Origin of the sequence: Salinarimonas soli (genome assembly GCF_008386575.1) — a bacterium.
GTDB lineage: Bacteria > Pseudomonadota > Alphaproteobacteria > Rhizobiales > Beijerinckiaceae > Salinarimonas_A > Salinarimonas_A soli.
In genome coordinates this window covers 1-22873 of record NZ_VUOA01000065.1, presented here as the reverse complement: position 1 = coordinate 22873, position 22873 = coordinate 1, and the positions used below count along the sequence as shown (strand labels likewise).

The 22873-nt window shown below is 72.2% G+C and carries 22 protein-coding genes; 11 read left to right on the top strand and 11 right to left on the bottom strand.

Annotated features, from left to right (window positions below):
* Positions 1-222: 222 nt before the first annotated feature.
* The 5 genes from F0L46_RS25135 to acnA all read right to left on the bottom strand — a co-directional run bounded on the left by F0L46_RS25135 (position 223) and on the right by acnA (position 6502).
* Positions 223-1503, bottom strand: coding sequence for a beta-ketoacyl-ACP synthase (locus F0L46_RS25135; RefSeq protein ID WP_149822357.1), 1281 nt, complete (start codon positions 1501-1503; stop codon positions 223-225).
* A gap of 14 nt (positions 1504-1517) precedes the next feature.
* Complete coding sequence (locus F0L46_RS25130; protein WP_149822356.1) at positions 1518-2648, bottom strand: beta-ketoacyl-ACP synthase; 1131 nt, start codon at positions 2646-2648, stop codon at positions 1518-1520.
* Positions 2648-3106, bottom strand: a complete 459-nt coding sequence (locus tag F0L46_RS25125; RefSeq protein ID WP_149822355.1) for a 3-hydroxyacyl-ACP dehydratase FabZ family protein — start codon at positions 3104-3106, stop codon at positions 2648-2650. The genes F0L46_RS25130 and F0L46_RS25125 overlap by 1 nt, the downstream gene beginning before the upstream one ends.
* 54 nt (positions 3107-3160) lie before the next feature.
* Positions 3161-3442, bottom strand: a complete 282-nt coding sequence (locus F0L46_RS25120) for an acyl carrier protein (protein WP_149822354.1) — start codon at positions 3440-3442, stop codon at positions 3161-3163.
* 351 nt (positions 3443-3793) lie between these two features.
* Entirely contained in the window at positions 3794-6502 is a 2709-nt protein-coding gene (acnA, locus tag F0L46_RS25115; RefSeq protein WP_149822353.1) for an aconitate hydratase AcnA, read from the bottom strand.
* A 466-nt stretch (positions 6503-6968) separates the two neighbouring features.
* Here acnA and ccmA point away from each other — a divergent pair, with 466 nt between their 5' ends.
* The 5 genes from ccmA to F0L46_RS25090 all read left to right on the top strand — a co-directional run bounded on the left by ccmA (position 6969) and on the right by F0L46_RS25090 (position 10730).
* Positions 6969-7610 carry a heme ABC exporter ATP-binding protein CcmA gene (gene ccmA / locus F0L46_RS25110; protein WP_149822352.1) on the top strand — a complete coding sequence of 214 codons (642 nt, stop codon included), beginning with the start codon at positions 6969-6971 and terminating at the stop codon, positions 7608-7610.
* Complete coding sequence (gene ccmB / locus F0L46_RS25105; RefSeq protein WP_149822351.1) at positions 7607-8275, top strand: heme exporter protein CcmB; 669 nt, start codon at positions 7607-7609, stop codon at positions 8273-8275. Before ccmA ends, ccmB begins: the two co-directional genes overlap by 4 nt.
* A gap of 62 nt (positions 8276-8337) precedes the next feature.
* Positions 8338-8844, top strand: a complete 507-nt coding sequence (locus tag F0L46_RS25100) for a GNAT family acetyltransferase (RefSeq protein WP_210247689.1) — start codon at positions 8338-8340, stop codon at positions 8842-8844.
* 57 nt (positions 8845-8901) lie between these two features.
* Positions 8902-9513, top strand: a complete 612-nt coding sequence (locus F0L46_RS25095) for an LbetaH domain-containing protein (protein ID WP_149822349.1) — start codon at positions 8902-8904, stop codon at positions 9511-9513.
* A 434-nt stretch (positions 9514-9947) separates the two neighbouring features.
* Positions 9948-10730 carry an SDR family oxidoreductase gene (locus F0L46_RS25090; protein ID WP_149822348.1) on the top strand — a complete coding sequence of 261 codons (783 nt, stop codon included), beginning with the start codon at positions 9948-9950 and terminating at the stop codon, positions 10728-10730.
* A 261-nt stretch (positions 10731-10991) separates the two neighbouring features.
* On the opposite strand, the gene F0L46_RS25085 is transcribed toward F0L46_RS25090, so the two are convergent.
* Complete coding sequence (locus F0L46_RS25085) at positions 10992-12299, bottom strand: RsmB/NOP family class I SAM-dependent RNA methyltransferase (RefSeq protein WP_276315625.1); 1308 nt, start codon at positions 12297-12299, stop codon at positions 10992-10994.
* Between the two features lie 152 nt (positions 12300-12451).
* Between F0L46_RS25085 and F0L46_RS25080 the strand changes: the two genes are divergently transcribed.
* The gene (locus tag F0L46_RS25080; RefSeq protein WP_149822347.1) at positions 12452-12673 is read left to right on the top strand and encodes a DUF1674 domain-containing protein; all 222 of its coding nucleotides are present in this window, start codon (positions 12452-12454) and stop codon (positions 12671-12673) included.
* A 174-nt stretch (positions 12674-12847) separates the two neighbouring features.
* Here the strand turns inward: F0L46_RS25080 and F0L46_RS25075 are convergent, their stop codons facing one another.
* Both F0L46_RS25075 and F0L46_RS25070 read right to left on the bottom strand, forming a co-directional pair.
* The gene (locus tag F0L46_RS25075; protein WP_149822346.1) at positions 12848-13822 is read right to left on the bottom strand and encodes an NADPH:quinone oxidoreductase family protein; all 975 of its coding nucleotides are present in this window, start codon (positions 13820-13822) and stop codon (positions 12848-12850) included.
* Positions 13819-14385 (bottom strand): sigma-70 family RNA polymerase sigma factor, encoded by a 567-nt coding sequence (locus F0L46_RS25070; RefSeq protein ID WP_240540159.1) that lies wholly within the window; start codon positions 14383-14385, stop codon positions 13819-13821. Before F0L46_RS25070 ends, F0L46_RS25075 begins: the two co-directional genes overlap by 4 nt.
* Positions 14386-14601: 216 nt before the next feature.
* Here F0L46_RS25070 and F0L46_RS25065 point away from each other — a divergent pair, with 216 nt between their 5' ends.
* The 3 genes from F0L46_RS25065 to F0L46_RS25055 all read left to right on the top strand — a co-directional run bounded on the left by F0L46_RS25065 (position 14602) and on the right by F0L46_RS25055 (position 17356).
* A complete protein-coding gene (locus F0L46_RS25065; RefSeq protein ID WP_149822344.1) occupies positions 14602-15351 on the top strand; it encodes an invasion associated locus B family protein in 750 nt (249 codons plus the stop codon).
* Between the two features lie 176 nt (positions 15352-15527).
* The gene (rlmN, locus tag F0L46_RS25060; protein WP_149822343.1) at positions 15528-16832 is read left to right on the top strand and encodes a dual-specificity RNA methyltransferase RlmN; all 1305 of its coding nucleotides are present in this window, start codon (positions 15528-15530) and stop codon (positions 16830-16832) included.
* An 11-nt stretch (positions 16833-16843) separates the two neighbouring features.
* A complete protein-coding gene (locus F0L46_RS25055; RefSeq protein WP_240540158.1) occupies positions 16844-17356 on the top strand; it encodes a hypothetical protein in 513 nt (170 codons plus the stop codon).
* A gap of 129 nt (positions 17357-17485) precedes the next feature.
* On the opposite strand, the gene F0L46_RS25050 is transcribed toward F0L46_RS25055, so the two are convergent.
* Complete coding sequence (locus tag F0L46_RS25050) at positions 17486-18127, bottom strand: LysE family translocator (protein WP_149822358.1); 642 nt, start codon at positions 18125-18127, stop codon at positions 17486-17488.
* 247 nt (positions 18128-18374) lie between these two features.
* Here F0L46_RS25050 and F0L46_RS25045 point away from each other — a divergent pair, with 247 nt between their 5' ends.
* Complete coding sequence (locus tag F0L46_RS25045) at positions 18375-20018, top strand: heparinase II/III family protein (RefSeq protein ID WP_149822342.1); 1644 nt, start codon at positions 18375-18377, stop codon at positions 20016-20018.
* On the opposite strand, the gene F0L46_RS25040 is transcribed toward F0L46_RS25045, so the two are convergent.
* The gene (locus F0L46_RS25040; RefSeq protein WP_149822341.1) at positions 20015-21016 is read right to left on the bottom strand and encodes an NAD(P)H-quinone oxidoreductase; all 1002 of its coding nucleotides are present in this window, start codon (positions 21014-21016) and stop codon (positions 20015-20017) included. The genes F0L46_RS25045 and F0L46_RS25040 overlap by 4 nt on opposite strands.
* Positions 21017-21128: 112 nt before the next feature.
* Entirely contained in the window at positions 21129-21422 is a 294-nt protein-coding gene (locus tag F0L46_RS25035) for a hypothetical protein (protein ID WP_149822340.1), read from the bottom strand.
* A 337-nt stretch (positions 21423-21759) separates the two neighbouring features.
* On the opposite strand from F0L46_RS25035, the gene F0L46_RS25030 reads away from it, so the two are divergent.
* Complete coding sequence (locus F0L46_RS25030) at positions 21760-22704, top strand: DMT family transporter (protein ID WP_149822339.1); 945 nt, start codon at positions 21760-21762, stop codon at positions 22702-22704.
* Positions 22705-22873: the final 169 nt, after the last annotated feature.

The following is a 22873-nucleotide window of genomic DNA, read 5'->3' as shown; positions in this document are numbered from 1 at the left end:
CCCGCCTGCGGGGAGAGGGCGGCGCCGGCGGAACGGCCGGCGACGCAAGCGAGCGGAGGGAGCGGGGGTGAGGGGGCGTCTCAGGACAGAGCTCTTCCGTCCACGCCCCCTCACCCCCGCGCTGCCGCGCTCGCCTCAGCCCCCCTCGCCGCATGCGGGGAGAGGGGGCACCCCACCCCGACGCTTCGCGTCGACCCTCCCCCTCCAGGGGAGGGTGGGCGCTCAAACCGGCTCGGCGCCGAACACGAGGCACGTGTTCTGGCCGCCGAAGCCGAAGGAATTGGACAGGACCCGGCGCACGTCCGCGTCGCGGGCCTCGTTGGGCACCACGTCGAGGGGGATCACGGGGTCGGGGACCTCGTAGTTGATGGTGGGCGGGATGCGCCCGTTGGCGATGGTGAGGAGCGACACCACGGCTTCCACCGCGCCGGCCGCCGTGAGCGTGTGGCCCAGCATCGACTTGTTGGACGAGATCGGCACGCTCTTCATGCGCTCGCCCATCACGGCCATGCAGCCCATGGCCTCCATCTTGTCGTTCTCGGGGGTCCCCGTGCCGTGGGCGTTGACGTAGTCGATGTCGTCGGGGGTGAGCCCCGCGTCCTCGATCCCGGCGCGGATCGCCGCCACGATGGGGGCGCCGTCGGGCGACGAGCGGGTGCGGTGGAAGCCGTCGCCCTTCTCGCCGCAGCCCAGCACGTAGCCGAGGATCGTGGCGCCGCGCGCCCGCGCCGACGCGGCGCTCTCCAGCACCAGCGCCGCCGCGCCCTCGCCCATGACGAAGCCGTCGCGGTTCTTGGCGAAGGGACGCGCCGCGCTCTCCGGCGGGTCGTTGTGGGTCGAGAGCGCCGAGAGAAGCGAGAAGCGGATCAGCGCCTCCGCCTGGACCGAGCCGTCCGTGCCGATGCAGAGCGCCGCATCCGTCTCGCCGCGCCGGATCGCCTCGACGCCGAGCTGGATCGCGGTGGCGCCCGACGAGCAGGCGGTGGAGAGCGAGATCGGCGAGCCCCGCGTGCCGAAGCGGTCGGCGAGCCGGTCCGCCACGGTGCCGAACAGGAAGAGGTCGTGCCAGGCCTTGAACCCGCCGGTGCCCGCGGCCTTGAGAAGGTCCGCGTAGGAGACGTCGCCCGTCTGCCCAGAGGCCTCGGCGAGCGCCTGGCGCTGGGGCCATTCCATCTCGACGGGGGGCACGGCGATGAAGAGCGCGCCGGGGAAGTCCCCTGCCGTCCCGATCGCCGACTGGCCGATCGCCTCCTCGGCCGCGAGCTCGGCGAGGCGCTGCGAGAGCATCGGCGCCACGAAGGGCTCCACGGGCACGTAGTCGACGGTGCCCGCGATCTTGGTGCGCAGGCCCTCGGTGGGGAAGCGCTCGATGCGGTGGATGCCGGAGCGGCCGGCCGTGAGCGCCGACCAGGTGTCGGCCTGCCCCTGGCCGAGCGAGGTGACGACGCCCATGCCGGTGACGGCGACGAGCGGACGTCCCTGGGCGTCGCGGTCGGCGGTCATGTCTGCGTCTCCCTTCAGGCGCGGGTCAGGCGGACGACGCCCTCGCCCCGCCAATGGCCGATCGCGGTCACCGCGGCCTCGCTCGCCTCGTCCCGCGCGATCAGGGCGGCGGCAAGGGCGACGCCGGCCGGCGCCTGCATCTCGATGGTGTGGCCCATGGCGTCGCCGATGGCGAGGGGCACGACGTCGCGGGCGAGGCCCTGGAGCGCGTCCCGCTCCTCGCTCGTGGGCATCGCGACGCCCGTGGCACCCGACACGACGAGATCCGGGCGCGCCACGCCCGCTTCGCGCCACAGCGCCTGCAGCGACGAGGCGACGGCGCCGGGTTCCCGGCGCGTGCGGGTGGACGCGACGGCGGAGAGGCTCGCGAGCGCCCGGGCGCCGCGGCCTTGCGCGTGCTCGCGCGATTCCAGCACCACGAAGGCGCCGCCGGAGCCCAGGATGAACCCGCCGCCGGCCTGCGGGCGCTCGAAGACGGGGCTGAAGGGCCCCTGCCACAGGAAGCCGCCCATGGCGTAGATCAGGAGCGAGTCCGGCCGCTCCGCGTTGTAGGAGCCGCCGACCAGCACGATGTCGTTCTGCCCCGAGGCGATGCGGGCGCGGGCGACGCGCAGCGCGTCCACGCCCGCCGATTCCTCGCCCATGAAGGTGCGCGAGGCGCCGGTGACGCCGTGGACGATGGAGATGTTGCCGGCGAGCAGGTTCGAGAGCTGCGCCAGGAAGAGCGTCGGGCGCACGTCGCTCATCAGCCGCTCGTTGAGGAACACGCCCGGGTCGGCGGCCTCGCGGATGCGGGTGAGGATCTGCCCGTCGACCGCGTAGTCGCGCTCGCCGCCGCCCGCCGCCACGATGAGGTGCATGCGGGCTTTGAGCGCCGCGTCGTCCTTGGCGCCCGCATGGTCGAGGGCGAGCCCCGCCGCGTAGACGCCGAGGCGCTGCCAGGGCTCCATCTGGCGCTGGTCGGACTTCTTGGGGATCTGCCGGTCGAGCTCGATCGCGCTCGCGGGATGGACGGGGTAGGGGGCGAAGGAGGTTTCGTCGAGGCGCGGCCGCGCCCCGCCCCGCAAGACGTCGAGGGCCGCGTCCACGCCCTCGCCCGCCGACGAGACGAGGCCGTAGCCCGTGATGACGACGTCGCGGCTCATCACGCGGCCTCCACGAGGCCGATCTCGCGGGCCCGGTCGCGCATGCGGTCCTTGAGCTCCGCCGGGAAGGGGAGGGTCTTGAAGCGCAGCTCCGCGTCGCAGATCGCCTTGCCGTCCGCCCGGATCTTCGCCTTGGTCACGGCATAGCCCGAGCCCTCGTGCTCCACGGCGGCCTCGATGTCGAGCACCGTGCCGGGCCCCACGAAGGTGCGAAAGCGCGCCCGGTCGACGCCGACCAGGAAGGGCATGTGGGCGAAGTCGACGAGGCCGAGCAGGAGATAGCCCGAGGCCTGCGCCATGGTCTCGGTGAGCAGCACGCCGGGGACGAGGGGGTGATCGGGGAAGTGCCCCTCGAAGACGGGGCTTTCCATGGGCACGGTCGAGCGCGCGTCGAGCCGCTTGCCCTCGCGGTCGAAGCGGGCGACCCGGTCGATCATCTCGAAGTATTCAAGGCGCATGGTCGGACCCGGCGGGGAGCGTCGTCCCCGCGCGCGGGAACACTTTTAGGGCGGTCAGGCAGACTTAGCGGCCACGAGCGCGTCGATGCGCGCCACGAGGTTCTTGAGGACGAAGTATTCCTCGGCCGGCACCTTGCCCTCGTTGACCTCCTGGGTCCACTGCTCCAGCGGCAGCTTGATGCCGAAGGCCTTGTCGACCGCGAACGCGATGTCGAGGAAGGCGAGCGAATCGATGCCCAGATCGTCGATGGCGTGGCTCTCCGGCGTGATCTTGTCGCGCGGGATGTCGGCCGTATCGGCGATGATGTTGGCGACAGTGTCGAAGGTCGAGGACATGACGCCGGTTCTCCAGATAGTCCTCATGGCGGGCGGGCTCGGCCGGTGTCTCGCCGGAGCCCCGCAGCGTCCGCCATGATGGGGGTGATCGAAGCGCCCCCCTTACACGACGGGAACCGGGGGGGCAACCGGGAGAACGCGGGCGCCCCCGGCGCGTGGGGAATGGGCAACAGGGGGCGCTCCCGCCGCGCGGAGCGCGGCAACCTCTCCCCTGGCGGGAGAGGTCGGGCCGCAGGCCCGGGTGAGGGGGGAGCCCCGACGCTTAATCGTCGCCGCCGCCACCCTCACCCGATGCTTCGCATCGACCTCCCCCATCAAGGGGAAGGTTGCTCGGCTGCGCCGAGCGGCCGCTTACGCCGCGAGCTGGCGCATCACGTACTGGAGGATGCCGCCGTTGCGGAAGTACTCCAGCTCGTCGAGGGTATCGATGCGGCACACCAGCGGCACCTCCCGGGTCTCGCCCGAGGGCGAGGTGATGCGGGCGGTGAGGCGCTGGCGGGGACGCAGGTCCGCGCCGACGCCCTCGATCGTGACCGTCTCGTCGCCCTTGAGGCCGAGCGTCTTCCAGGACACGCCGTCCTCCTCGTAGATGAGGGGGAGGACGCCCATGCCGACGAGGTTCGAGCGGTGGATGCGCTCGAAGCTCTCGGCCACGACGGCGCGCACGCCGAGCAGGTTCGTGCCCTTCGCGGCCCAGTCGCGGGACGAGCCCGTGCCGTATTCCTTGCCCGCGAAGACCACGAGCGGCACGCCCTCGGATGCATAGCGCATGGCGGCGTCGTAGATCCACATCCGCTCGCCCGAGGGCTGGTGCAGGGTGAGCCCGCCCTCGACCACGTTGCCCGCCTCGTCCGTCACCATGGCGTTCTTGATGCGGATGTTGGCGAAGGTGCCCCGCATCATCACCTCATGGTTGCCGCGGCGCGTGCCGTACTGGTTGAAGTCCTTCGGATCGACCCCGTTGGCCATGAGGTACTCGCCGGCGGGCGACTTCGCCTTGATGGAGCCCGCGGGCGAGATGTGGTCCGTGGTGATCGAGTCGCCGAAGAGGCCCAGGATGCGGGCGTTCACGACGTTCTCGATCGCCTTGGGCTCCTGCTGCATCCCCGCGAAGTAGGGCGGGTTCTGGATGTAGGTGGAGGTGTTGTCCCAGTCGTAGGTCAGGCCGCCCGACACCTGGACGCCCCGCCAGCGCTCGTCGCCCGAGAAGACGTCGGCGTAGCGGCTCTTGAACAGGTCGCGGGAGATGTTGCGGTCGATGAAGTCCTGGATCTCGGCGGACGAGGGCCAGATGTCCTTGAGGAACACCGGCTTGCCGTCGCGGTCCTGGCCCAGCGGCTCGTTGTTGAGGTCGAGCAGCATGGAGCCCGCGAGCGCGTAGGCGACGACGAGGGGCGGCGAGGCGAGGTAGTTCGCCCGCACGTCCGGGTTCACCCGGCCCTCGAAGTTGCGGTTGCCCGACAGCACGGAGGCCGCCACGAGGTCGTTGTCGTTGATCGCCTTCGACACCTCTGGGATCAGCGGCCCCGAATTGCCGATGCACGAGCCGCAGCCGAAGCCGACCAGGTTGAAGCCGAGCGCGTCGAGGTCCTTCTGGAGGCCCGACTTCTCGTAATACTCCGCCACCACCTGCGAGCCCGGCGCGAGCGAGGTCTTCACCCAGGGCTTCACCTTGAGGCCGCGCGCCACCGCGTTGCGGGCGAGCAGCCCCGCGCCGATCATGACGTTCGGGTTCGAGGTGTTGGTGCAGGACGTGATCGCGGCGAGCACCACGTCGCCGTGGCCCAGATCGTAGTTCGTGCCCTCGACCTTGTGACGGGTCCCTAGCTCCGCGGCCTTGCGGAACTCGGTCTCCATGGCGCCCTCGAAGGCGGTCTTGGCGTCCTTGAGGAGCACCCGGTCCTGCGGGCGCTTCGGGCCGGCGAGCGAGGGCTGCACGTCGGAGAGGTCGAGCTCCAGGGTGTCGGTGAAGACCGGGTCCGGGGTCTCGGAGGTCCGCCACATCCCCTGCGCCTGGGCGTAGGCCTCCACCAGCGCGATGCGCTCGTCGGTGCGCCCCGTGATGGTGAGATAGTCGATCGTGCGGGAATCGATGGGGAAGAAGCCGCAGGTGGCGCCGTATTCGGGGGCCATGTTGCCGATCGTGGCGCGGTCGGCGACGGGCATGTCGGAGAGCCCGGGGCCGAAGAACTCCACGAACTTGCCCACCACGCCCTTCTTGCGCAGCATCTGGGTGACCGTGAGCACCATGTCGGTGGCGGTCACGCCCTCGCGCAGGCGGCCCGTGAGCTTGAAGCCGATCACCTCGGGGATGAGCATCGAGATCGGCTGGCCGAGCATGGCGGCCTCCGCCTCGATGCCGCCCACGCCCCAGCCCAGCGCCGCGAGGCCGTTGACCATGGTGGTGTGCGAATCGGTGCCCACCAGGGTGTCGGGATAGGCGATCGTCTCGGCCGAGGCCTCGTCGTTGCGGGTCCACACGGTCTGAGCCAGGAACTCGAGGTTCACCTGGTGGCAGATGCCGGTGCCGGGGGGCACGACGGAGAAGTTCGCGAAGGCCGTCTGGCCCCACTTCAGGAACTGGTAGCGCTCGGCGTTGCGCTCGTATTCGAGCTCGACGTTGCGCGACAGCGCGAGCGGCGTGCCGAACTCGTCGGTGACGAAGGAGTGGTCGATCACGAGATCGACGGGCACGAGCGGGTTGATCTTGCGCGGATCGCCGCCGAGCGCCTTCAGGCCGTCGCGCATGGCGGCGAGGTCCACCACCGCGGGTACGCCGGTGAAGTCCTGCATGAGGACGCGGGCGGGGCGGAAGGCGATCTCCTTCTCGGCCTTGCCGCGGTTGTCGAGCCAGGCCGCGACCGCCTGGATGTCCTCCTTCGTGACGGTGCGGCCGTCCTCGAAGCGCAGGAGGTTCTCCAGCAGCACCTTCATGGCGAAGGGCAGGCGGGAGATGCCCGACAGGCCGTTCTTCTCGGCCTCGGTCAGGGAATAATAGGTGTAGGTCTTGGAGCCCACGTTGAGCGTCTTGCGGGCCTTGAAGCTGTCGAGCGTCGCCATGGCTGGTCCTCGCGAGCGGTGGATCGAACGATGTGTTCGGCCGGGTGCGCTGGAAGTGCGCGCGCCGCCCCGGGGGTGCCCGGATGGGGGAAAGCGCGCGGAAACGGATTGGACGTTCCTGGCACGCGGCGCAGCCACGGGGGATATAGTGCATTTCAAAGGGGTCCGCCACAGGGTTTGAACGCGTCCAAGGAAAGGGCTCCCTGCTCCTCCTCCCCGCGGGCGGGGAGAGGGCCGCGCCTGCAGACCGGCAGGCGCGGCAAGCCGCGAAGCGGCGAGGGTGAGGGGTCCTGCCCGGTGGTGCTCCGCCGTCCAGGCCCCCTCACCCTCGCTCTGCCGCGCTCGCGTCAAGCCCCGGCAAGGGGGCTTGACGCCCTCTCCCCGCACGGCGGGGAGAGGTTGACGTCGTCGGCATGACAAAGGCGCACGGCCTCGCTATGCAGGGGCCGTCAACCGGGAGCGGTGCGTGCGCCTGATCGTGGAGGAGCTTGCCTGCCGGCGGTCGGGGCGGCGCGTCTTTGCCGGCCTGTCCTTCGCCCTGGAGGCGGGCGAGGCCCTCGTGGTGACGGGGCGCAACGGGGCGGGGAAGTCGAGCCTGCTCGCGATCCTCGCCGGGCGCCTGCGGCCAGATGGCGGCGCGGTGCGCGCCGAGGGCGTGGGCGAGCGCACCCTCGCCGAATCCTTGCACCTGGTCGGCCATCGCGACGGGCTGAAGGCCGCCATGACGGCGCGCGAGAACCTCGACTTCGCCCGCAGCCTGCTCGGCGACCGGGCGCTCTCCGCCCTGGACGCCTTGGAGCAGGTGGGGCTCGGCCACGCGGCGGCCCTGCCCGTGGCCTATCTCTCGGCGGGCCAGCGCCGGCGCGTGGCGCTCGCGCGCCTTCTCGTCGCCCACCGGCCCCTCTGGCTTCTCGACGAGCCGACCTCGGCCCTCGACGCCGCCTCGCAGGCGACGCTCGCCGTGCTCATGAACGAGCATCTGGGCCGGGGCGGGCTCATCGTGGCCGCGACCCACGCGCCCCTCGATCTGCGCGGCGTGAAGGAGATCCGCATCGAGCGTGCGGCCGCACCCGTCGCCGACGACGCCCTCGACGGATGGGACGCATGAGCCGCGCCTTCGGCGCCCTCCTGGCCCGGGACCTCAGGCTCGCCGCCCGCATCGGCGGCAGCGGGGTGCTGGGGCTGATCTTCTTCCTGATGATCGTCACCCTCGTGCCGTTCTCGCTCGGGCCCGATCTCAACCTCCTGTCCAGGATCGGCCCCGCCATCCTGTGGCTCTCGGCGGTGCTCGCGACCCTGATCGGCCTCGACCGCCTGTTCCAGGCCGACGAGGAGGACGGGTCCCTCGACCTCATGATCGCCTCGCCCCTGCCCCTCGAGCTCGTGGTGCTCGCCAAGGGGCTGGCGCATTGGCTCACCACGGGCCTGCCGCTGGCGCTCGCCTCGCCGCTCTTCGGCCTCCTCGTCGCCCTCGACCTCACCGGCATGGGCGCCATGGTGGCGACGCTGCTCGTGGGCACGCCCGCGCTCACCTTCGTGGGCGCGGTCGGGGCGGCGCTCACCGTCTCGATCCGGCGCGGCGGCCTTCTGCTCGCGATCCTCGTCCTGCCGCTCATGATCCCGACGCTCATCTTCGGCGTCTCGGCCGCCAACGCGGCTCTCGGCGGCACGGTGCCGTTCCTGACGCCGTTCCTGATCCTGATCGCCCTCACGCTCATCACCGTCGTGATCGGCGTCTTCGCGGGCGCGGCGGCCCTGCGCGCGGGCGAATAGGGCAGAACCAAGCCGGGCGCGGCGCGTTGGCGATGGGTTCCCCCGCTCGCCAAGGCCCCTCCGTGCAGCGTGTCTCCTCCCTCGTCTTCGCGGTCGCCAGCATCTCCCTGGCGCTCCTGTCCCTCGCCCTCATCGGCCTTGGCGCCCATGACATGATCAAGGCCTTCACCCTACCCGACGGCAAGATGAAGGACGCGGTGCTCTCGGCGGTGGGCTACGTGATCATCGCCATCGCCGTGTTCGACGTGGCGAAGTTCCTCATCGAGGAGGAGGTGTTCAACGGCCGCGAGCGCCGCATCGCCTCGGAGGCCCGCCGCTCGCTCACCAAGTTCATCTCCACCATCGCCATCGCGATCTTCCTGGAGGCGCTCGTCATCGTCTTCCGGGTGAGCGCCGAGCACGTGGAGCAGATCGTCTATCCGACGATGCTGCTCGTCGCGGGCACCTTCCTGATCCTCGGCCTCGGGATCTTCCAGCGGCTCAGCGCCTCGGTGGAGCACGAGGTCGGGGAGCAGGACCGCGAGGACGAGAACGGCCTGCCGCCGCAGGGCGTCCCGCCGGCCCGCTGATCGCGCCGCCCGCGCCTCGGTGATAGGAGGGGGCATCGGCCGGACCTTGAGGGCGCCATGAACCCCGACGACCCCTGGGCGGAGATCGCCGCCTTCGACGCCTCGCCCCTCGCCGCCGTCGGGCGCCTCGCCCCCTGGGATCTCACCGCGCGCGCGGCGGGGATCGTCGAGGCGATCCTCGCCGCCCTGCCGCCGGGCTATCTGATCGAGGACGGCGTCGCGGTGCATGCGAGCGCGTCGGTCGAGGCCGGCGCGGTGCTCAAGGGCCCTCTGATCGTGGGGCCCGCCTGCCGCATCGCGGCCGGGGCCTATCTGCGGGGCGGGTGCTGGCTCGCCGAGGATTGCGTCGTGGGACCGGGCGCGGAGGTGAAGTCCTCGTTCCTCTTCGCCGCGGCCCGGCTCGCCCATTTCAACTTCGTCGGCGACAGCATCCTGGGGGGCGACGTGAACCTGGAGGCGGGCGCCATCATCGCCAATCACCGCAACGAGCGCGCCGACCCGACGATCGCGATCCGCGTCGGCGGGCGCGTCGTCGAGACCGGCGTGACGAAATTCGGCGCCCTGGTGGGCGACGGGGCGCGGATCGGCGCCAACGCCGTCGTCGCGCCGGGCGCGCTCCTCGCCCGCGGCACCGTGGTCCCGCGGCTCGGGCTCGTGGATCAGGCGTGAGGGACCTCCCCCTCCCTCATGCCGAGGAGGCCTGCGCGGCAGGCCGTCTCGAAGCACGCAGGACGCTTTCGGAGACCACCGGAGCGACCTTCGAGGCTCCCCCGGATCGAGTCCGGTGCGTCTCCCCTCTCCCATGGGGCCGGGGGTGAGGGGGTACCACCTCGAACCAGGGCACCTCCAACTCCCTCATGCTGAGGAGCCCACCGCAGGTGGGCGTCTCGAAGCACGCAGCACGCGTCCACAGCCGTCCGGAGACCACTGGAGCGCCCTTCGAGGCCCCGCTTCGCGGGGCGCCTCAGGACGAGGTTGGAGGTAGGCCTGGTGGCCGATCGGGACAAACCTCACAGGCCCGGCCCGACATCGCCCCTTCCCCGCCTCGGTCCGGGAATGCTAAGCCGAACCGTAACGAACCCACACCAGATCAGGATCGTCCCATGGATCTCGGCCTCAAGGGCAAGCGCGCCCTCGTCCTGTCCTCCAGCAAGGGCCTCGGCCGCGGCTGCGCCGAGGCGCTCGCCCGCGAGGGCGCCGACGTGTTCATGACCGCCCGCAGCGCCGACAAGCTCGAAGCAGCGGCCGCCGCCATCAACACGGGCGGCGCGGGCCGGGCCCACACCATGGTGGCCGACCTCACGAAGGATGCGGGCGCCATCGTCGAGAAGGCCATGGCGGCGCTCGGCGGCATCGACATCCTGGTGGCCAATACCGGCGGCCCCCCGGCCCGCATGGCGGCGGACGTGAAGCCCGAGGACTGGACGCCGATGTTCGAGGCCATGGTGATGCCGGTCTTCCGCATCGCCGGCCTGGTGCTGCCGGGGATGCGCGAGCGCGGCTTCGGCCGGATCGTCACCATCGCGTCGTCGGGCGTCCTCCAGCCGATCCCGAACCTCGCCATGTCGAACACGCTGCGCTCGGCGCTGGTGGGCTGGTCGAAGACGCTCTCCAACGAGGTCGCGGGCGACGGGGTCACCGTCAACATGGTGCTGCCCGGCCGCATCCAGACCGACCGCCTGGGCGAGCTCGACAAGGCCAACGCCGACCGCCAGGGCAAGGCCGTCGAGGACGTCGCCAAGGCGGCGATCGCCCAGATCCCCGCCGGCCGCTACGGCCGCGTCGAGGAGTTCGCCGACATGGTCTGCTTCCTCGCCTCCGAGCGGGCGAGCTACGTCACCGGAAGCCTGATCCGCGTCGACGGGGGCGCCGTGAAGGGGGTGTGACGCCCCGCCGGGAGGCTGTCGGGCGGTTTCCGAACCGCCGGACAGCCGCTTAGGAGCAGGCCCGGACCGACGGTCTCATCCCCCCTCATGCTGAGGTGCCCTGCGGAGCCCGGCCTCGCAGCACGCTTCCACAGCCGTCCGGAGATCCCTGGAGCGTCCTTCGAGGCTCGCTCCGCTCGTGCCTCAGGACGAGGTTGGAGGGTGGGCCTCCCTCCGGACTAATCTATCGGTAGGAGAGTAGGCCCCTCTCCTCGACGCGCTCTACCGCCGCCTGAACCGGGCCGCGAAGAACCCGTCCATCCCGGGCCGTCCCGTCCCCATGTCGGGCATCAGGTGGGGCAGCGTGCGAAGCTCGCCCCGGGCGTTGACGAGGGCTTCCAGCCCGCCCACCTCGGCGGGCTCCACGGGCACGCGCTCCATGTCGGGGCGCCGCGCGAGGAAGGCTTCCGCCTGGCGCTCGCCCTCCTCGGGCTCCAGGGAGCAGGTGCAGAACACGAGCCGTCCGCCGCCGGGCCGGGTGAGGTCGGCGGCACGGTCGAGGAGGCGGGTCTGGAGGTCGGCGAGGCGCGTCACGTCCGCGTCCGACTTCAGCCACGCCACGTCCGGGTGCCGGCGCAGGGTGCCCGTCGCCGAGCAGGGCGCGTCGAGCAGGACCGCGTCGAAGGTCTCGTCGGGCATCGCGAGCACGTCGGTCACCCGCACCTCCGCCTCGAGGCGCAGGCGCTTGAGGTTCGCCTGGAGCCGCTCCAGGCGCTTCGCCGAGCGGTCCACCGCCACGACCCGGGCTCCCGCCGCCGCGAGCTGCAGCGTCTTGCCCCCCGGCGCCGCGCATAGATCGGCGACGCGCTCGCCGGCCTCCACCCGCAGGAGACGGGCCGGCAGGGCCGCGGCGGCGTCTTGGACCCACCAGGCGCCCTCGTCGAAGCCGGGGAGATCCGCGATGCCCATGCGCTCGGTGAGGCGCAGGCTCCCCGTGGGCAGCCGCACGGCCCCAAGCCGCTCGGGCCAGTCGCCGCCTTCCTGGCGCAGGGTGAGGTCGACGGCCGCCTCCTGGCGGTGCGCATTGGCCAGGGCTAGGAGCGTGGCCTCCGCGTAGGCCTCACCCCAGCGCGCCTGCAGCCAGGGCGGCACGTCGGCGAGCGGATCGGCTGAGGCGATGATCGCGTCGCGCTCGCGGGCGACGCGGCGCAGGACGGCGTTCACGAGGCCGGCATAGTGCAGGAGCAGCCGGTCGCCCCGGGCGACCTCCACGGTGGTGGCGACGGCCGCGTGGTCGGGCACGTCAAGGAAGAGGATCTGCGCCGCGCCCGTGACGAGAAGCGCCATCATGCGCTCGTCGGCGGGCAGGCCTTGTGTCAGGCGCTCGCGCAGGGCCTCGCGGATGGTGCCGAAGCGGCGAAAGCCCGTGATCGCGATGGCTCGCGCCAGCGCCTCGTCGCGGGCCGGCAGCGCCGCCTTGCGGGCGGCTTCCTCCCACACGTCGTCGAGGCTCGTGCGGCTCTTGAGGCTCTGCGCCAGCGCCATCCAGGCGAGCCGGCGCGCGGGCACCCCTTCGGCGGGGCCGCTCACGGCCGGGTTCTCCGGTGAAGGCAAGGAGGGGCGGGGCGGCGTGGGGCGAGAAACGGCATGCGGATCCTTGGACGAGAGCCGGGCAGGGGAGAAAAACCGCGCCGGCGCTCCTATATGTGGGAGAACGCATCCCGACGCCACAGGCCGGACCCATGACCGACACCAGCGACGGGCGCCTCCCGGGCGCCGCTCCCACGAAGGACCTCACCCCCGCGGCCCAGCGCGCCCTCGCCGAGGCCGCCGAGCGCCGCGCGGCCATCGACGCCCGCGCCGCCGAGATCGCCGCCGCCCCCGAGAAGGGCGGCCGCGGCGGCCTGGAGCCCGTGCGCTACGACGATTGGGAGATCAAGGGCATCGCCTGCGACTTCTCGTGAGAGGGTGGGCCGGACCGGCGGTCTGCCTCCCAACCCCCTCATGCTGAGGTGCCCTGCGGAGCCCGGCCTCGAGGCACGCACCACGTTTCCACAGCCGTCTGGCGATCCCTGGAACGCCCTTCGAGGCCCACTTNNCGCGAAGGCGGGGGACGAGGGTCTGCCTCTGAGGCGGCCCTACGGCACCAGCACGACCTTGCCGCGCGCCTCGCGCCGGGCGATGCGCCCGAAGGCTTCCGCGGCCCGCTCCAGGGGAAAGGTCTGGTCCACATGGGCCGAGAGCCGGCCCGCGGCGGCCCATCCCATCAGGTCGGCCATGTTGGCGCGGTGCCCCTCCGGATCGCGCTCCAGATGCGCGCCCCAGAACACCCCCTGGACGTCGCAGCCCTTGAGGAGCACGAGGTTGAGGGGAATCTTGGGGATCCCGCCGCCCGCGAACCCCACCACAAGGTAGCGCCCGCCCCAGGCCATGGAGCGCAGGGCGGGTTCGGCGAGGTCGCCGCCCACGGGATCGCAGAGCACGTCGACGCCCTGTCCGCCCGTGAGGCGCTTGAGGCCGTCACGCAGGGGCTCCTCCGTGTAGTTGAGAATCATCTCGGCACCGCCCGCGGCCGCGAGCGCGAGCTTCTCGGCGCTGGAGGCGCAGGCGATGACTCGCGCGCCCATGAGCCGCCCGAGCTCGACGGCGGCGAGGCCCGCCCCGCCCGCGGCGCCGAGCACCGCGAGGGTCTCGCCGGCCTTGAGGCGCGCCCGGTCCTTGAGCGCGTGAAGCGAGGTGCCGTAGGTGACCGTGAGCCCCGCCGCGCCCTCGAAGCCCAAGCCTTCCGGGATGCGCGTCAGGCGCTCGACGGGCGCCGCGACCCGCTCGCGCGCTGCCCCCCAGCCGAGATAGGCCGCGACCCGCTCGCCCACGGCCCAGCCCTCGACGCCGGGGCCCAGCGCCTCGATGGTGCCGGCGCATTCGGCGGAGGGGGAGAAGGGGAGGGGCGGCTTGAACTGGTAGCGGTTCTCGATGATCAGCGTGTCGAAGAAGTTGAGCGCCGCCGCCCGCACCCGCACCACCACCTCGCCGGGGCCGGGCACGGGATCGGGCACGTCCTCCACCACGAGGGTCTCGGGCGGCCCGAAGGCCTTGGCGAGCAGCGCCTTCATCCGACCTCCGCGACGCCCCCCGCCTCCAGCGCGCGCCTCAGGCGCGTGAAGGCGAGGCGGATGCGTGATTTCACCGTGCCGAGCGGCAGCCCCGTGCGCTCGGAGATCTGGCTGTGGGTGAGCCCGTCGAAGAAGGCGAGCCGCACGAGGACGAGCTGCTCCTGCGGCAGGTGCGAGAGCGCCGTGCGCACCGCCTCCTCGCGCTGCTGGATGTCGAGCTGGCCCTCGATGTCGGTCCCGTCCACCGCGTCGAAGACGGGGTCCTCGGGCTCGACGATGGAGGCGCGGTCGCGGCGCAGCATGTCGATGCGCCGGTTGCGGGCGATCCGGTAGAGCCAGGTGGCGAGCGACGACTTGTCGGGGTCGAACAGGGCGGCCTTGCGCCACAGGGTCGCGAGCGCGTCCTGCGCGATCTCCTCGGCGGAGGCCGAATCGCTGCCCAGCCGCACGAGGTAGGCCTCGAGCCGCGGCGTGTAATAGTCGAAGAGGCGCGTGAACGCCTCCCGATCCCGCCTCTCCGCGACCGCGGCGGCGAGCGCTGCATGCTCGCTGTGCGAGGTCAAACCCCGTCCCCGATCTGTCGTCCGGCGCGTCGTGCGCTCTTGTGTCGGCTCGCGATCCGTCCCGCGAACCGTCACCCTGCATCCTGGCATGGGGAACCGTGAAACGGAACAGGAGTCAAGGTTAACGAAATTTTGCCCTTTTCCCCCCATCCTGTGCCGATCCCACCCAGCCCGGCCGCCCGGTCGGGACCAGGACGGCTTCCAAGGTTGCGCCTCATGACCGTGTCCCGCCGCGTCTCCCTGCCGCTCGCCTCCGCGCTTCTCGTGCTGGCGGCCCTTCCGGCTCTCGCCCAGCAGGCCCGCCCCGGCGCCGCGTCGAACCCTCAAACGGGCGCGCAAACCCGCTCCTCCGGCGCCGCGCCGGCGCAAAACGCGGGATCGGGGGCCAATTCCGCCCGTCCCGGCGCCGTCACCGCGAAGCCCGATGCCGCGTCGGCGAAGGCCAAGGCGGCGGGCGCCACGGCCGCCGCGGGCGGTGCCGCCGCCGCGGGAGCGGCCGCGGCCGCGAGCCGTCCGGGCGGGCACCAGGCGCTGCTTCTCGGCACGTTCGGCGATTGGGGCGCCTACTCGACCCAGGCCGGCCGCGCCAAGATCTGCTACGCCTTGTCGCAGCCCAAGGAGCGCCTGCCCAAGCAGCTCAAGCGCGATCCCGCCTTCGTCTTCGTGTCGTTCCGCCCGAGCGAGAACGTGCGCAACGAGGTGGCCGTGGTGCTGGGCTTCCCCACCAAGGACGGCAGCGAGGCCAAGGCCGTGGTGGGCCAAACCACGTTCGACTTCCTCACCAAGGATCAGAACGCCTGGATCAAGAACCCCGCCCAGGAGGAGCAGGTCGTCCAGACCCTCAGCCGCGGCGGCAACCTCGTCCTGCGCATCATCTCGCGCCGTGGCAACGAGCTCACCGACCGCTACTCCCTCCAGGGCTTCGGGCAGGCGCTGGAGCGCGCCAAGCGGGAGTGCCAGGGCTAAGGGGGCCGGTGGGGCTCGGGCGGCGGGCCTGGGCCGGATGAGAGGCAGCCCCATGGTCGCAGGCGATGCGCGGCGCCTGTCCGGGGCTTGACGGAGCACGCCTTTTCCCGGACTCACCATTCGGCCGCACTGCACCTATATCCGGCCTCATCCGCTCACAACGAAGGCCAGACACCATGGCGACGGCGCTCGACATCGCCACACGCAATCCCAACGCCGTCCCGGTTCCCGGCGACGCCCGCCTCGCCGGCATCGAGAAGTCGGCCGAGCTGACGGCCGTGGCGCCCGCGGCCGGGCGCCCCTCCCTCGTCGGCCTCACCCGCGAGGAGCTCAAGGAGCGGCTGGCCGCCATCGGCGTGCCCGAGCGCGAGCTCAAGATGCGGGTGAACCAGCTCTGGCAGTGGATCTATGTCCGCGGCGTGCGCGACTTCGCCGACATGACCAATGTCGGCAAGGCCATGCGCGCGTCGCTCGCCGAGGCCTTCACCCTGGAGCGGCCGCAGGTGGTCTCCGAGCAGGTGTCGAAGGACGGCACCCGCAAGTGGCTCATCCGCATGGCTTCGACGGGTCCCTTCGACCGGGGCGCCGAGATCGAGTGCGTCTACATCCCCGAGGTGGACCGCGGCACCCTGTGCGTCTCGAGCCAGGTCGGCTGCACGCTCACCTGCTCGTTCTGCCACACGGGCACGCAGAAGCTCGTGCGCAACCTCTCCTCCGCCGAGATCGTGGCGCAGCTCGTGGTGGCCCGCGACTGCCTCGGCGACTGGCCCGACGCGAGCCCGCCCGAGGGCGCCTTCGTGCCCACCGACGGCGGGCGCTTCGTCTCGAACATCGTGTTCATGGGCATGGGCGAGCCGCTCTACAACACGGACAACGTGGTGGCGGCGATCGGCGTCCTGTCGGACAACGAGGGGCTGGGCCTCTCGCGCCGCCGCATCACGGTCTCGACCTCCGGCGTGGTGCCGCAGATCGAGCGGCTTGGCGCCGAGGCCAACACCATGCTGGCGATCTCGCTGCATGCGGTGCGCGATCCCTTGCGCGACGAGCTCGTGCCCTTGAACCGCAAGTACCCCATCGCCCAGCTGGTGGAGGCCTGCCGGTCCTATCCGGGCCTCTCCAATGCCCGGCGCATCACCTTCGAATACGTGATGCTGAAAGGCGTGAACGACTCGGACGCCGATGCCCGCGAGCTGGTGCGGCTTCTCAAGGGCGTTCCGGCCAAGATCAACCTGATCCCGTTCAATCCCTGGCCCGGCTCGAAATACGAGTGCTCGGACTGGGAGCGGATCGAGCGCTTCTCCGAGATCGTGTTCCGCGCCGGCTACGCCTCGCCCGTGCGCACGCCGCGCGGCCGCGACATCCTGGCGGCCTGCGGGCAGCTCAAATCCGAGACCGAGAAGCTGCGCGCCCGCGCCCGCCTCATGCTCGAGGCCGGCATCGGGGCGGAGGGCGTCTACGCGCTCGGCTCCGACGAGGGCTGAGGCCCCCGCCGGTGCGCTCCATCGCCCGCCTCTTCATGCTGGTGCTCGGCATCGCCTTCGCGGTGCCGGCGGGCGCCGTGGTCCTCGTGCTCGGCGCGCTGGCCGAGCCCGCGGCGCGCGAGCTGCTCCTGTCGGGCGGTCTCGCCTTCCTCGACGCCCTGTTCACGGAGGCAAGCCAGGGCGGCGCGCCGGAACTCCTGGCGGGCTCCGTGGCCTATGGCGTGTGGGCCCTGACCATGACGATCGTCGTCGCGCCGCCCGCCTTCACGGCGCTCATCGGCGAGGTGGTCGGCACGCGCTCCTTCATCTGGTACGGGGGCGCCTGCGGCCTCACCACGGCGCTCCTGCCCTGGCTCATGCGCTCGCGCGGCACCCTCGCGGGCCTCGCCGGCGCCGAGGGCCGGCTGACCGCGCTCCTCTTCCTCTCGGGCGCTGTCGCGGGGCTCGTCTACTGGCTCATCGCCGGCCGCAGCGCCGGCCCCGCCCCACCCCCCTCTCCCGAAGGGGAGAGGGGCCGGGGGTGAGGGTGAACGCCGGGAAGGTCGCAGCACGGATCCGTGCTCCCACCGTCATCGCCGGGCTTGACCCGGGGACCCAGGCCCACGCGTCGACTGGATGGCCGGGTCAAGCCCGGCCATGACAAGCGGGGGCGCTCACCGTCCCTGCGTCGTCAGGATCTTGAGCGCGAAGACGCCGAACAGGCCCGCGAACGCGTAGTCGATGGTGCGCATGACCCGGGGGCGGGAGCGCAGGAGCGCGATCACCCGCTCGGCGCCGAGGATCAGGAGGGCGCAGAAGGGGGTCGTGAAGGCGACGAAATAGATCCCGAGGAAGAGGAGCTTGCCCGCCGCGTCGGGGTCTCCCGCCTGGATGAATTGCGGCAGGAAGGTCACGAAGAACAGCACCACCTTCGGGTTGGTGAGGTTCACCCCGCAGCCGAGCCAGAACGTGCCCCAGAACGAGACCTCGCCCCCGCGCTCCGCGCGCAGGTTGAGGGCCGAGCCGCGCCGGATCGCGTCGACCGCGAGCCACAGGAGATAGAGCGCGCCCACCACCTTCAGCGCCGTGAAGGCCGCAGCTGACGCGGCGAGGAGCGCCGAGAGGCCCAGCGCGGCAAGCAGCGTGTGGCCGCAGCAGCCCGCCATGGCGCCGAGCATCGAGGCCATCCCGGCCCGGCGCCCGCCCGCCATGGTCTTGGCGAGGAACAGGCTCATGTCCGGCCCCGGCGTGATGAACAGGACGAAGCTCGCGAGCGAGAAGGCGAGGAGGACGGAGGCGTCGGGGAGGAAGGTCATCGTCGGCACGAGTCCCATGGCGGGCCCCCTGTTTGCGCCCTCCCGGGCGATCTGTCACCCGGGTCCCGGGGCATGGCGGGCCCGCGCGCCCTTTCCTTCGGCGTCGTCCGGACGTAACGGTGCGTTAACGATGATCGCAGATGAATTCATGGGCCAACCACGCTTGCCGGTGGCCGAAGGGTGACGCGTGCACAGGGCTGATCGCGGGCAGATCCATCGACTGGGCTTGCGGGAAGCGGCCTGGTCGATGCGCGCGCTCGCGGCCCGGGCGCTCGGCCGCACGCCCATGTGGAACCGTACGCCTGCGCGCCTCCTCATTGCGCCCCCGGACCTGCGCACCGCCGACCCCACCGTCGCCGACGACATCTATGCAGGCTACTTCGTGTTCGCCGGCCGCGCGCTCGCCACGGGCGGGCGCACGCCTTTCGATTTCGAGCCGCCCTCCGAGGACTGGGGCGAGGCCCTGTGCGGCTTCGGCTGGCTGCGCCACCTGCGGGCCACCGACACGGCGCTGTCGCGGGCCAACGGCCGCGCCCTCGTCGACGACTTCATCAGCCGGCCGCGCACGGCGCTCGCCCGGCGCGTGGCGGTCACGACGCGCCGGGTGGTCACCTTCCTGAGCCAGTCGCCCCTGGTGCTCGACGGCGCCGACCACGCCTTCTACGAGCGCTTCATGCGGGCGCTCGGGCGCGACGTCGGGCTCCTCGACCGAGCCTCGACGGAGAGCCGGGTGCCCCTGGAACGCCTGATCGCGGCGATCGGGCTCGCCTATGCGGGCCTCTCCTTCGACGACGCCGAGCCGCTCCTGCGGCGCGCCACCCGCCGCCTCGTGCGCGAGATCGAGCGCCAGATCCTCGCCGACGGGGGGCATGCGAGCCGCAGCCCCAAGGTTCTCGTCGACCTCCTCCTTGACCTCCTGCCGCTGCGCCAGACCTACGTGACCCGCGGCCTCGACCCCCCGGACGCGCTCCTGCGGGCCATCGACCGCATGCTGCCGATGCTGCGCATGCTGCGCCACGCGGACGGGGCGCTCGCCCTCGTCAACGGCATGGGCGTCACGGCGGCCGACCACATCGCCACCCTGCTGATCTACGACGAGCAGCGCGCCAACCCCATGCGCCACGCCCCCTTCTCGGGCTACGAGCGCCTGCAGGGCGGCGCGACCCTCGTGATCGCCGATGTCGGCGGGGCGCCGCCGCCCGACCAGTCGGCCCTGGCCCATGCGGGTCCGCTCGCCTTCGAGCTCTCCAGCGGCACGCAGCGCATCGTCGTCAATTGCGGCGCGCCCAACGGCAACCGGCCGGACCTGCGCCAGGCCGCCCGCGCCACGGCGGCCCACTCGACGGCGACCGTCGGCACCCTGTCCTGCGCGGATTTCCTCGCTCCCGTCGGATGGGGCCCGGGCCGCTGGCTCGCCGCGGCGCTCCGGCGGCGGCTCGGCCCCATGATGCTGTGGGGGCCTGCCGTGACGGCCGAGCGCCGCGAGGGCGACGACGGCCCGGAGGTCCGCGCCTCCCACGACGGCTACCGCCGCGCGGCGGGGATCGTCCACAACCGCCGCCTGAAGCTCGCGGCCGGCGGCACGCGCCTGGAGGGCGAGGACGAGTTCGTGCGCGATCCCGGCGCGGCCGGGCCCGACGACATTGCCGTCCGCTTCCACATCCATCCCTTCGTGCGCCCGAGCCTCGCCGAGGACGGCCGCGCGGTCCTGCTCGCCTTGCCCGGCCGCGAGACCTGGCGGTTCGAGGCGCAGGGCGTCGCGCCCGCCATCGAGGAAAGCGTCTTCTTCGCCATGACCGACGGGGGACGGCGCTGCGAGCAGATCGTGCTGCGCCTCAAGGCGGGGGAGCGCACGACCGTCGCTTGGCGCTTCGAGCGGCTCGCGGCCTAATCCACCGTCAGCACGATCTTGCCCACATGGGCGCTCGATTCCATCCGGGCATGCGCCGCGGCGGCCTCGGCGAGCGGGAAGGTGGAGTCCATCACCGGGCGGCAGCGGCCCGCGGCGAGGAGCGGCCAGACGCGCTCCTCCAGCGCCCGCGCGATGAGCGCCTTCTCGGGCACCGAGCGGGGGCGCAGGGTCGAGCCCGTGTGGGTGAGGCGCTTGACCATGAGCTTGCGCATGTCGAGCTCCACCTTGGGGCTCTTGAGGAAGGCGATCTGCACGATCCGGCCCTCGACCGCCGCGGCCTCGTGGTTGCGGGCGATGTAGTCGCCGCCCACCATGTCGAGGATGAGGTCGGCCCCGCGTCCGCCCGTGGCCTCCTTCACCGCCTCGACGAAATCCTGCGCGGCATAGTTGACGGCGACGTCCGCCCCGAGCCCCCGGCAGGCCTCGCACTTCGCATCCGAGCCCGCCGTCGCGATCACCCGCGCCCCGAAGGCCTTGGCGAGCTGGATCGCCGTGGTGCCGATGCCCGACGTGCCGCCATGGACGAGGAACCACTCGCCCGACGCGAGGCGCCCGCGCTCGAACACGTTGGTCCAGACGGTGAAGTAGGTCTCCGGGATCGCGCCGGCCTCGACGAGGGGGATGCCCGCCGGCACCGGCAGAGCGTTGCTCTCGTGGGCCACCGCGTATTCGGCATAGCCGCCGCCGGGCACGAGGGCCATGACGGGGGTGCCGACGGGAAAGCGCGACGCGCCCTCGCCGGACGCAACCACCTCGCCCGCGATCTCGAGGCCTAGGATGTCGGGCGCGCCGGGCGGCGGCGGGTAGCCTCCGAGGCGCTGGAGCACGTCCGGGCGATTCACCCCGGCGGCGCGCACCCGCACCAGGATCTCGCCAGCTCCCGGCCGGGGCACGGGCCGGGCCTGGACCTCCAGGACGTCGGGCTTGCCGGGCGCGCGCGCCACCACGGCGCGCATCTCGTGGGGGAGGTCTTGCATGGGGGCCTCGCTGCTGGGGCACCCTGGATCGCACGGCGCCGCGAGGCGGGGCAAGGCCGCACGAGGGAGGCCCGCCGTGACGGCGGGCCCCGATCGCTCGCGCGAGGGCGCGTCAGCAGCGGACCATCACGGGCTCGCCCGCCCGGTTGACGCGGATGTTGCCCGCGCGGTCGGTGGCGTAGCACATGCCGGGCTGGCCCGCGACGGTGGTGGCGACGCCCGAGACCGCGCCAGTGGCGGCGCCCGCCGTGGCGCCGACCGTGCCGCCCACGAGGGCGCCGACGGGGCCCGCGACCGCGGCGCCCGTGACCGCGCCGGCCGTGCCGCCCGCGACGGAGCCGGTGGTGACCTGGTTGCAGGCCGCGGTGCCGAGGCACGCGAGGGCGATGAGAACGAACTTGCGCATGGGATGCACTCCTCGACTGGGCCGCCGAGACCCCCGGCGGCGCTCCTCCCGGTCCTCGACCGGTCAAGCATGCAACGCCTTGGCCGCGCTCGGGTTCGTTCGCCCGCGCGCGCAAAAAAAAGCCGCCCGAAGGCGGCCGCGAAGTGATTAAACAGGGAGGCGTCAAACAGAGTGACAGGAGCCACTCGACATCCAGAAGACTGGACGAGGTCGTTTGTAATCTGGAAGCCCTAATGAATGGTTAACGCCGCCCCGAAATGGGACGGCGCAGGAACCGGGTGGCGCGTCCGGCGGCGGCCTGGTCTATGCCGGCATCCCCTTCAAGAGGAGCCGCCCCATGCCCCAGCCGAATCCCGCCATCGACGCCGTCATGGGACCGCGGGACTGGGCGCTCGTGGCCGTGCTCTCGGTCTTGTGGGGCGGATCGTTCCTGTTCGTGGGCGTGGCGGTGCGTGAGATCCCGCCGGTGCTCCTCGTGACCGCCCGGGTGATGATCGCGGCGCTGGCCCTGCACGGGGTGCTGCGCCTCACGGGCACGCCGTTCCCGCATCACCGGGCGGCCTGGGCCGCGTTCCTCGGCATGGGGCTTCTCAACAACGCGATCCCCTTCACCCTCATCGCCTGGGGGCAGGCCCACATCGCCTCGGGCCTCGCCGCGATCCTGAACGCCACGACGCCGCTTTTCACCGTGATCGTCGCCCATTGGCTGACCCAGGACGAGCGAATGCGCGGCAGCCGGCTCGCGGGTGTCGCGGTGGGCTTCTGCGGCGTCGCGGTCATGGTGGGGGCGGACGCCCTGCGGGATCTCGGCGTCGATGTCGCGGCGCAGCTCGCGGTGCTCGCCGCCGCCCTGTCCTATGCCTTCGCGGGGGTGTTCGGGCGCCGCTTCCGGCGCCTCGGTATCCCCCCGCTCGCCACCGCGGCGGGGCAGGTGAGCGCGTCGAGCCTCATGCTGGCGCCCGTGGCGCTTCTCGTGGCGCCGCCCTGGACCCTGCCCATGCCCGGCGCGGGCGCGCTGCTGGCCCTCGTCTCCCTGGCGCTCCTGTCGACGGCGCTCGCCTATATCCTGTTCTTCCGGGTGCTCGCGAGCGCGGGCGCCACCAACGCGGCCATCGTGACCTTCCTCATCCCCGTGAGCGCGATCCTGCTCGGAGCCGTGGTGCTCGGCGAGCGCCTGGAGCCGCGGCATCTCGCCGGCATGGCGCTGATCGGCCTCGGCCTCGCGGTCATCGACGGCCGCCCCGGCGCGCGGCTCTCCGCCGCCTTGCGGCCCCGCGCTTGAGCCGCGATCCCCGCGAAAAGGATACCGGGCTTGCCCTCAGGGTCTGTCCGGATGCCAAAACGATCATCTAACCAACACCTTCGATGGTATGGTCCGCCCATAGGCGGCAAGCGTATCAGGGATTATCTTGAAGGACGTCGGCGCGGTGCGCCGTGCTCCGCGTTTGCGA

Coding starts and splice junctions, on each gene's coding strand:
- F0L46_RS25135 (WP_149822357.1), bottom strand. CDS start 1,503: ATGACCGCCGACCGCGACGCCCAGGGACGTCCGCTCGTCGCCGTCACC.
- F0L46_RS25035 (WP_149822340.1), bottom strand. CDS start 21,422: ATGCGCAAGTTCGTTCTCATCGCCCTCGCGTGCCTCGGCACCGCGGCC.
- ccmB (WP_149822351.1), top strand. CDS start 7,607: ATGAGCCGCGCCTTCGGCGCCCTCCTGGCCCGGGACCTCAGGCTCGCC.
- F0L46_RS25065 (WP_149822344.1), top strand. CDS start 14,602: ATGACCGTGTCCCGCCGCGTCTCCCTGCCGCTCGCCTCCGCGCTTCTC.
- rlmN (WP_149822343.1), top strand. CDS start 15,528: ATGGCGACGGCGCTCGACATCGCCACACGCAATCCCAACGCCGTCCCG.
- F0L46_RS25120 (WP_149822354.1), bottom strand. CDS start 3,442: ATGTCCTCGACCTTCGACACTGTCGCCAACATCATCGCCGATACGGCC.
- F0L46_RS25040 (WP_149822341.1), bottom strand. CDS start 21,016: ATGCAAGACCTCCCCCACGAGATGCGCGCCGTGGTGGCGCGCGCGCCC.
- F0L46_RS25125 (WP_149822355.1), bottom strand. CDS start 3,106: ATGCGCCTTGAATACTTCGAGATGATCGACCGGGTCGCCCGCTTCGAC.
- F0L46_RS25130 (WP_149822356.1), bottom strand. CDS start 2,648: ATGAGCCGCGACGTCGTCATCACGGGCTACGGCCTCGTCTCGTCGGCG.
- F0L46_RS25080 (WP_149822347.1), top strand. CDS start 12,452: ATGACCGACACCAGCGACGGGCGCCTCCCGGGCGCCGCTCCCACGAAG.
- F0L46_RS25090 (WP_149822348.1), top strand. CDS start 9,948: ATGGATCTCGGCCTCAAGGGCAAGCGCGCCCTCGTCCTGTCCTCCAGC.
- F0L46_RS25050 (WP_149822358.1), bottom strand. CDS start 18,127: ATGACCTTCCTCCCCGACGCCTCCGTCCTCCTCGCCTTCTCGCTCGCG.
- F0L46_RS25030 (WP_149822339.1), top strand. CDS start 21,760: ATGCCCCAGCCGAATCCCGCCATCGACGCCGTCATGGGACCGCGGGAC.
- F0L46_RS25075 (WP_149822346.1), bottom strand. CDS start 13,822: ATGAAGGCGCTGCTCGCCAAGGCCTTCGGGCCGCCCGAGACCCTCGTG.
- acnA (WP_149822353.1), bottom strand. CDS start 6,502: ATGGCGACGCTCGACAGCTTCAAGGCCCGCAAGACGCTCAACGTGGGC.
- F0L46_RS25045 (WP_149822342.1), top strand. CDS start 18,375: ATGCGCGCGCTCGCGGCCCGGGCGCTCGGCCGCACGCCCATGTGGAAC.
- F0L46_RS25095 (WP_149822349.1), top strand. CDS start 8,902: ATGAACCCCGACGACCCCTGGGCGGAGATCGCCGCCTTCGACGCCTCG.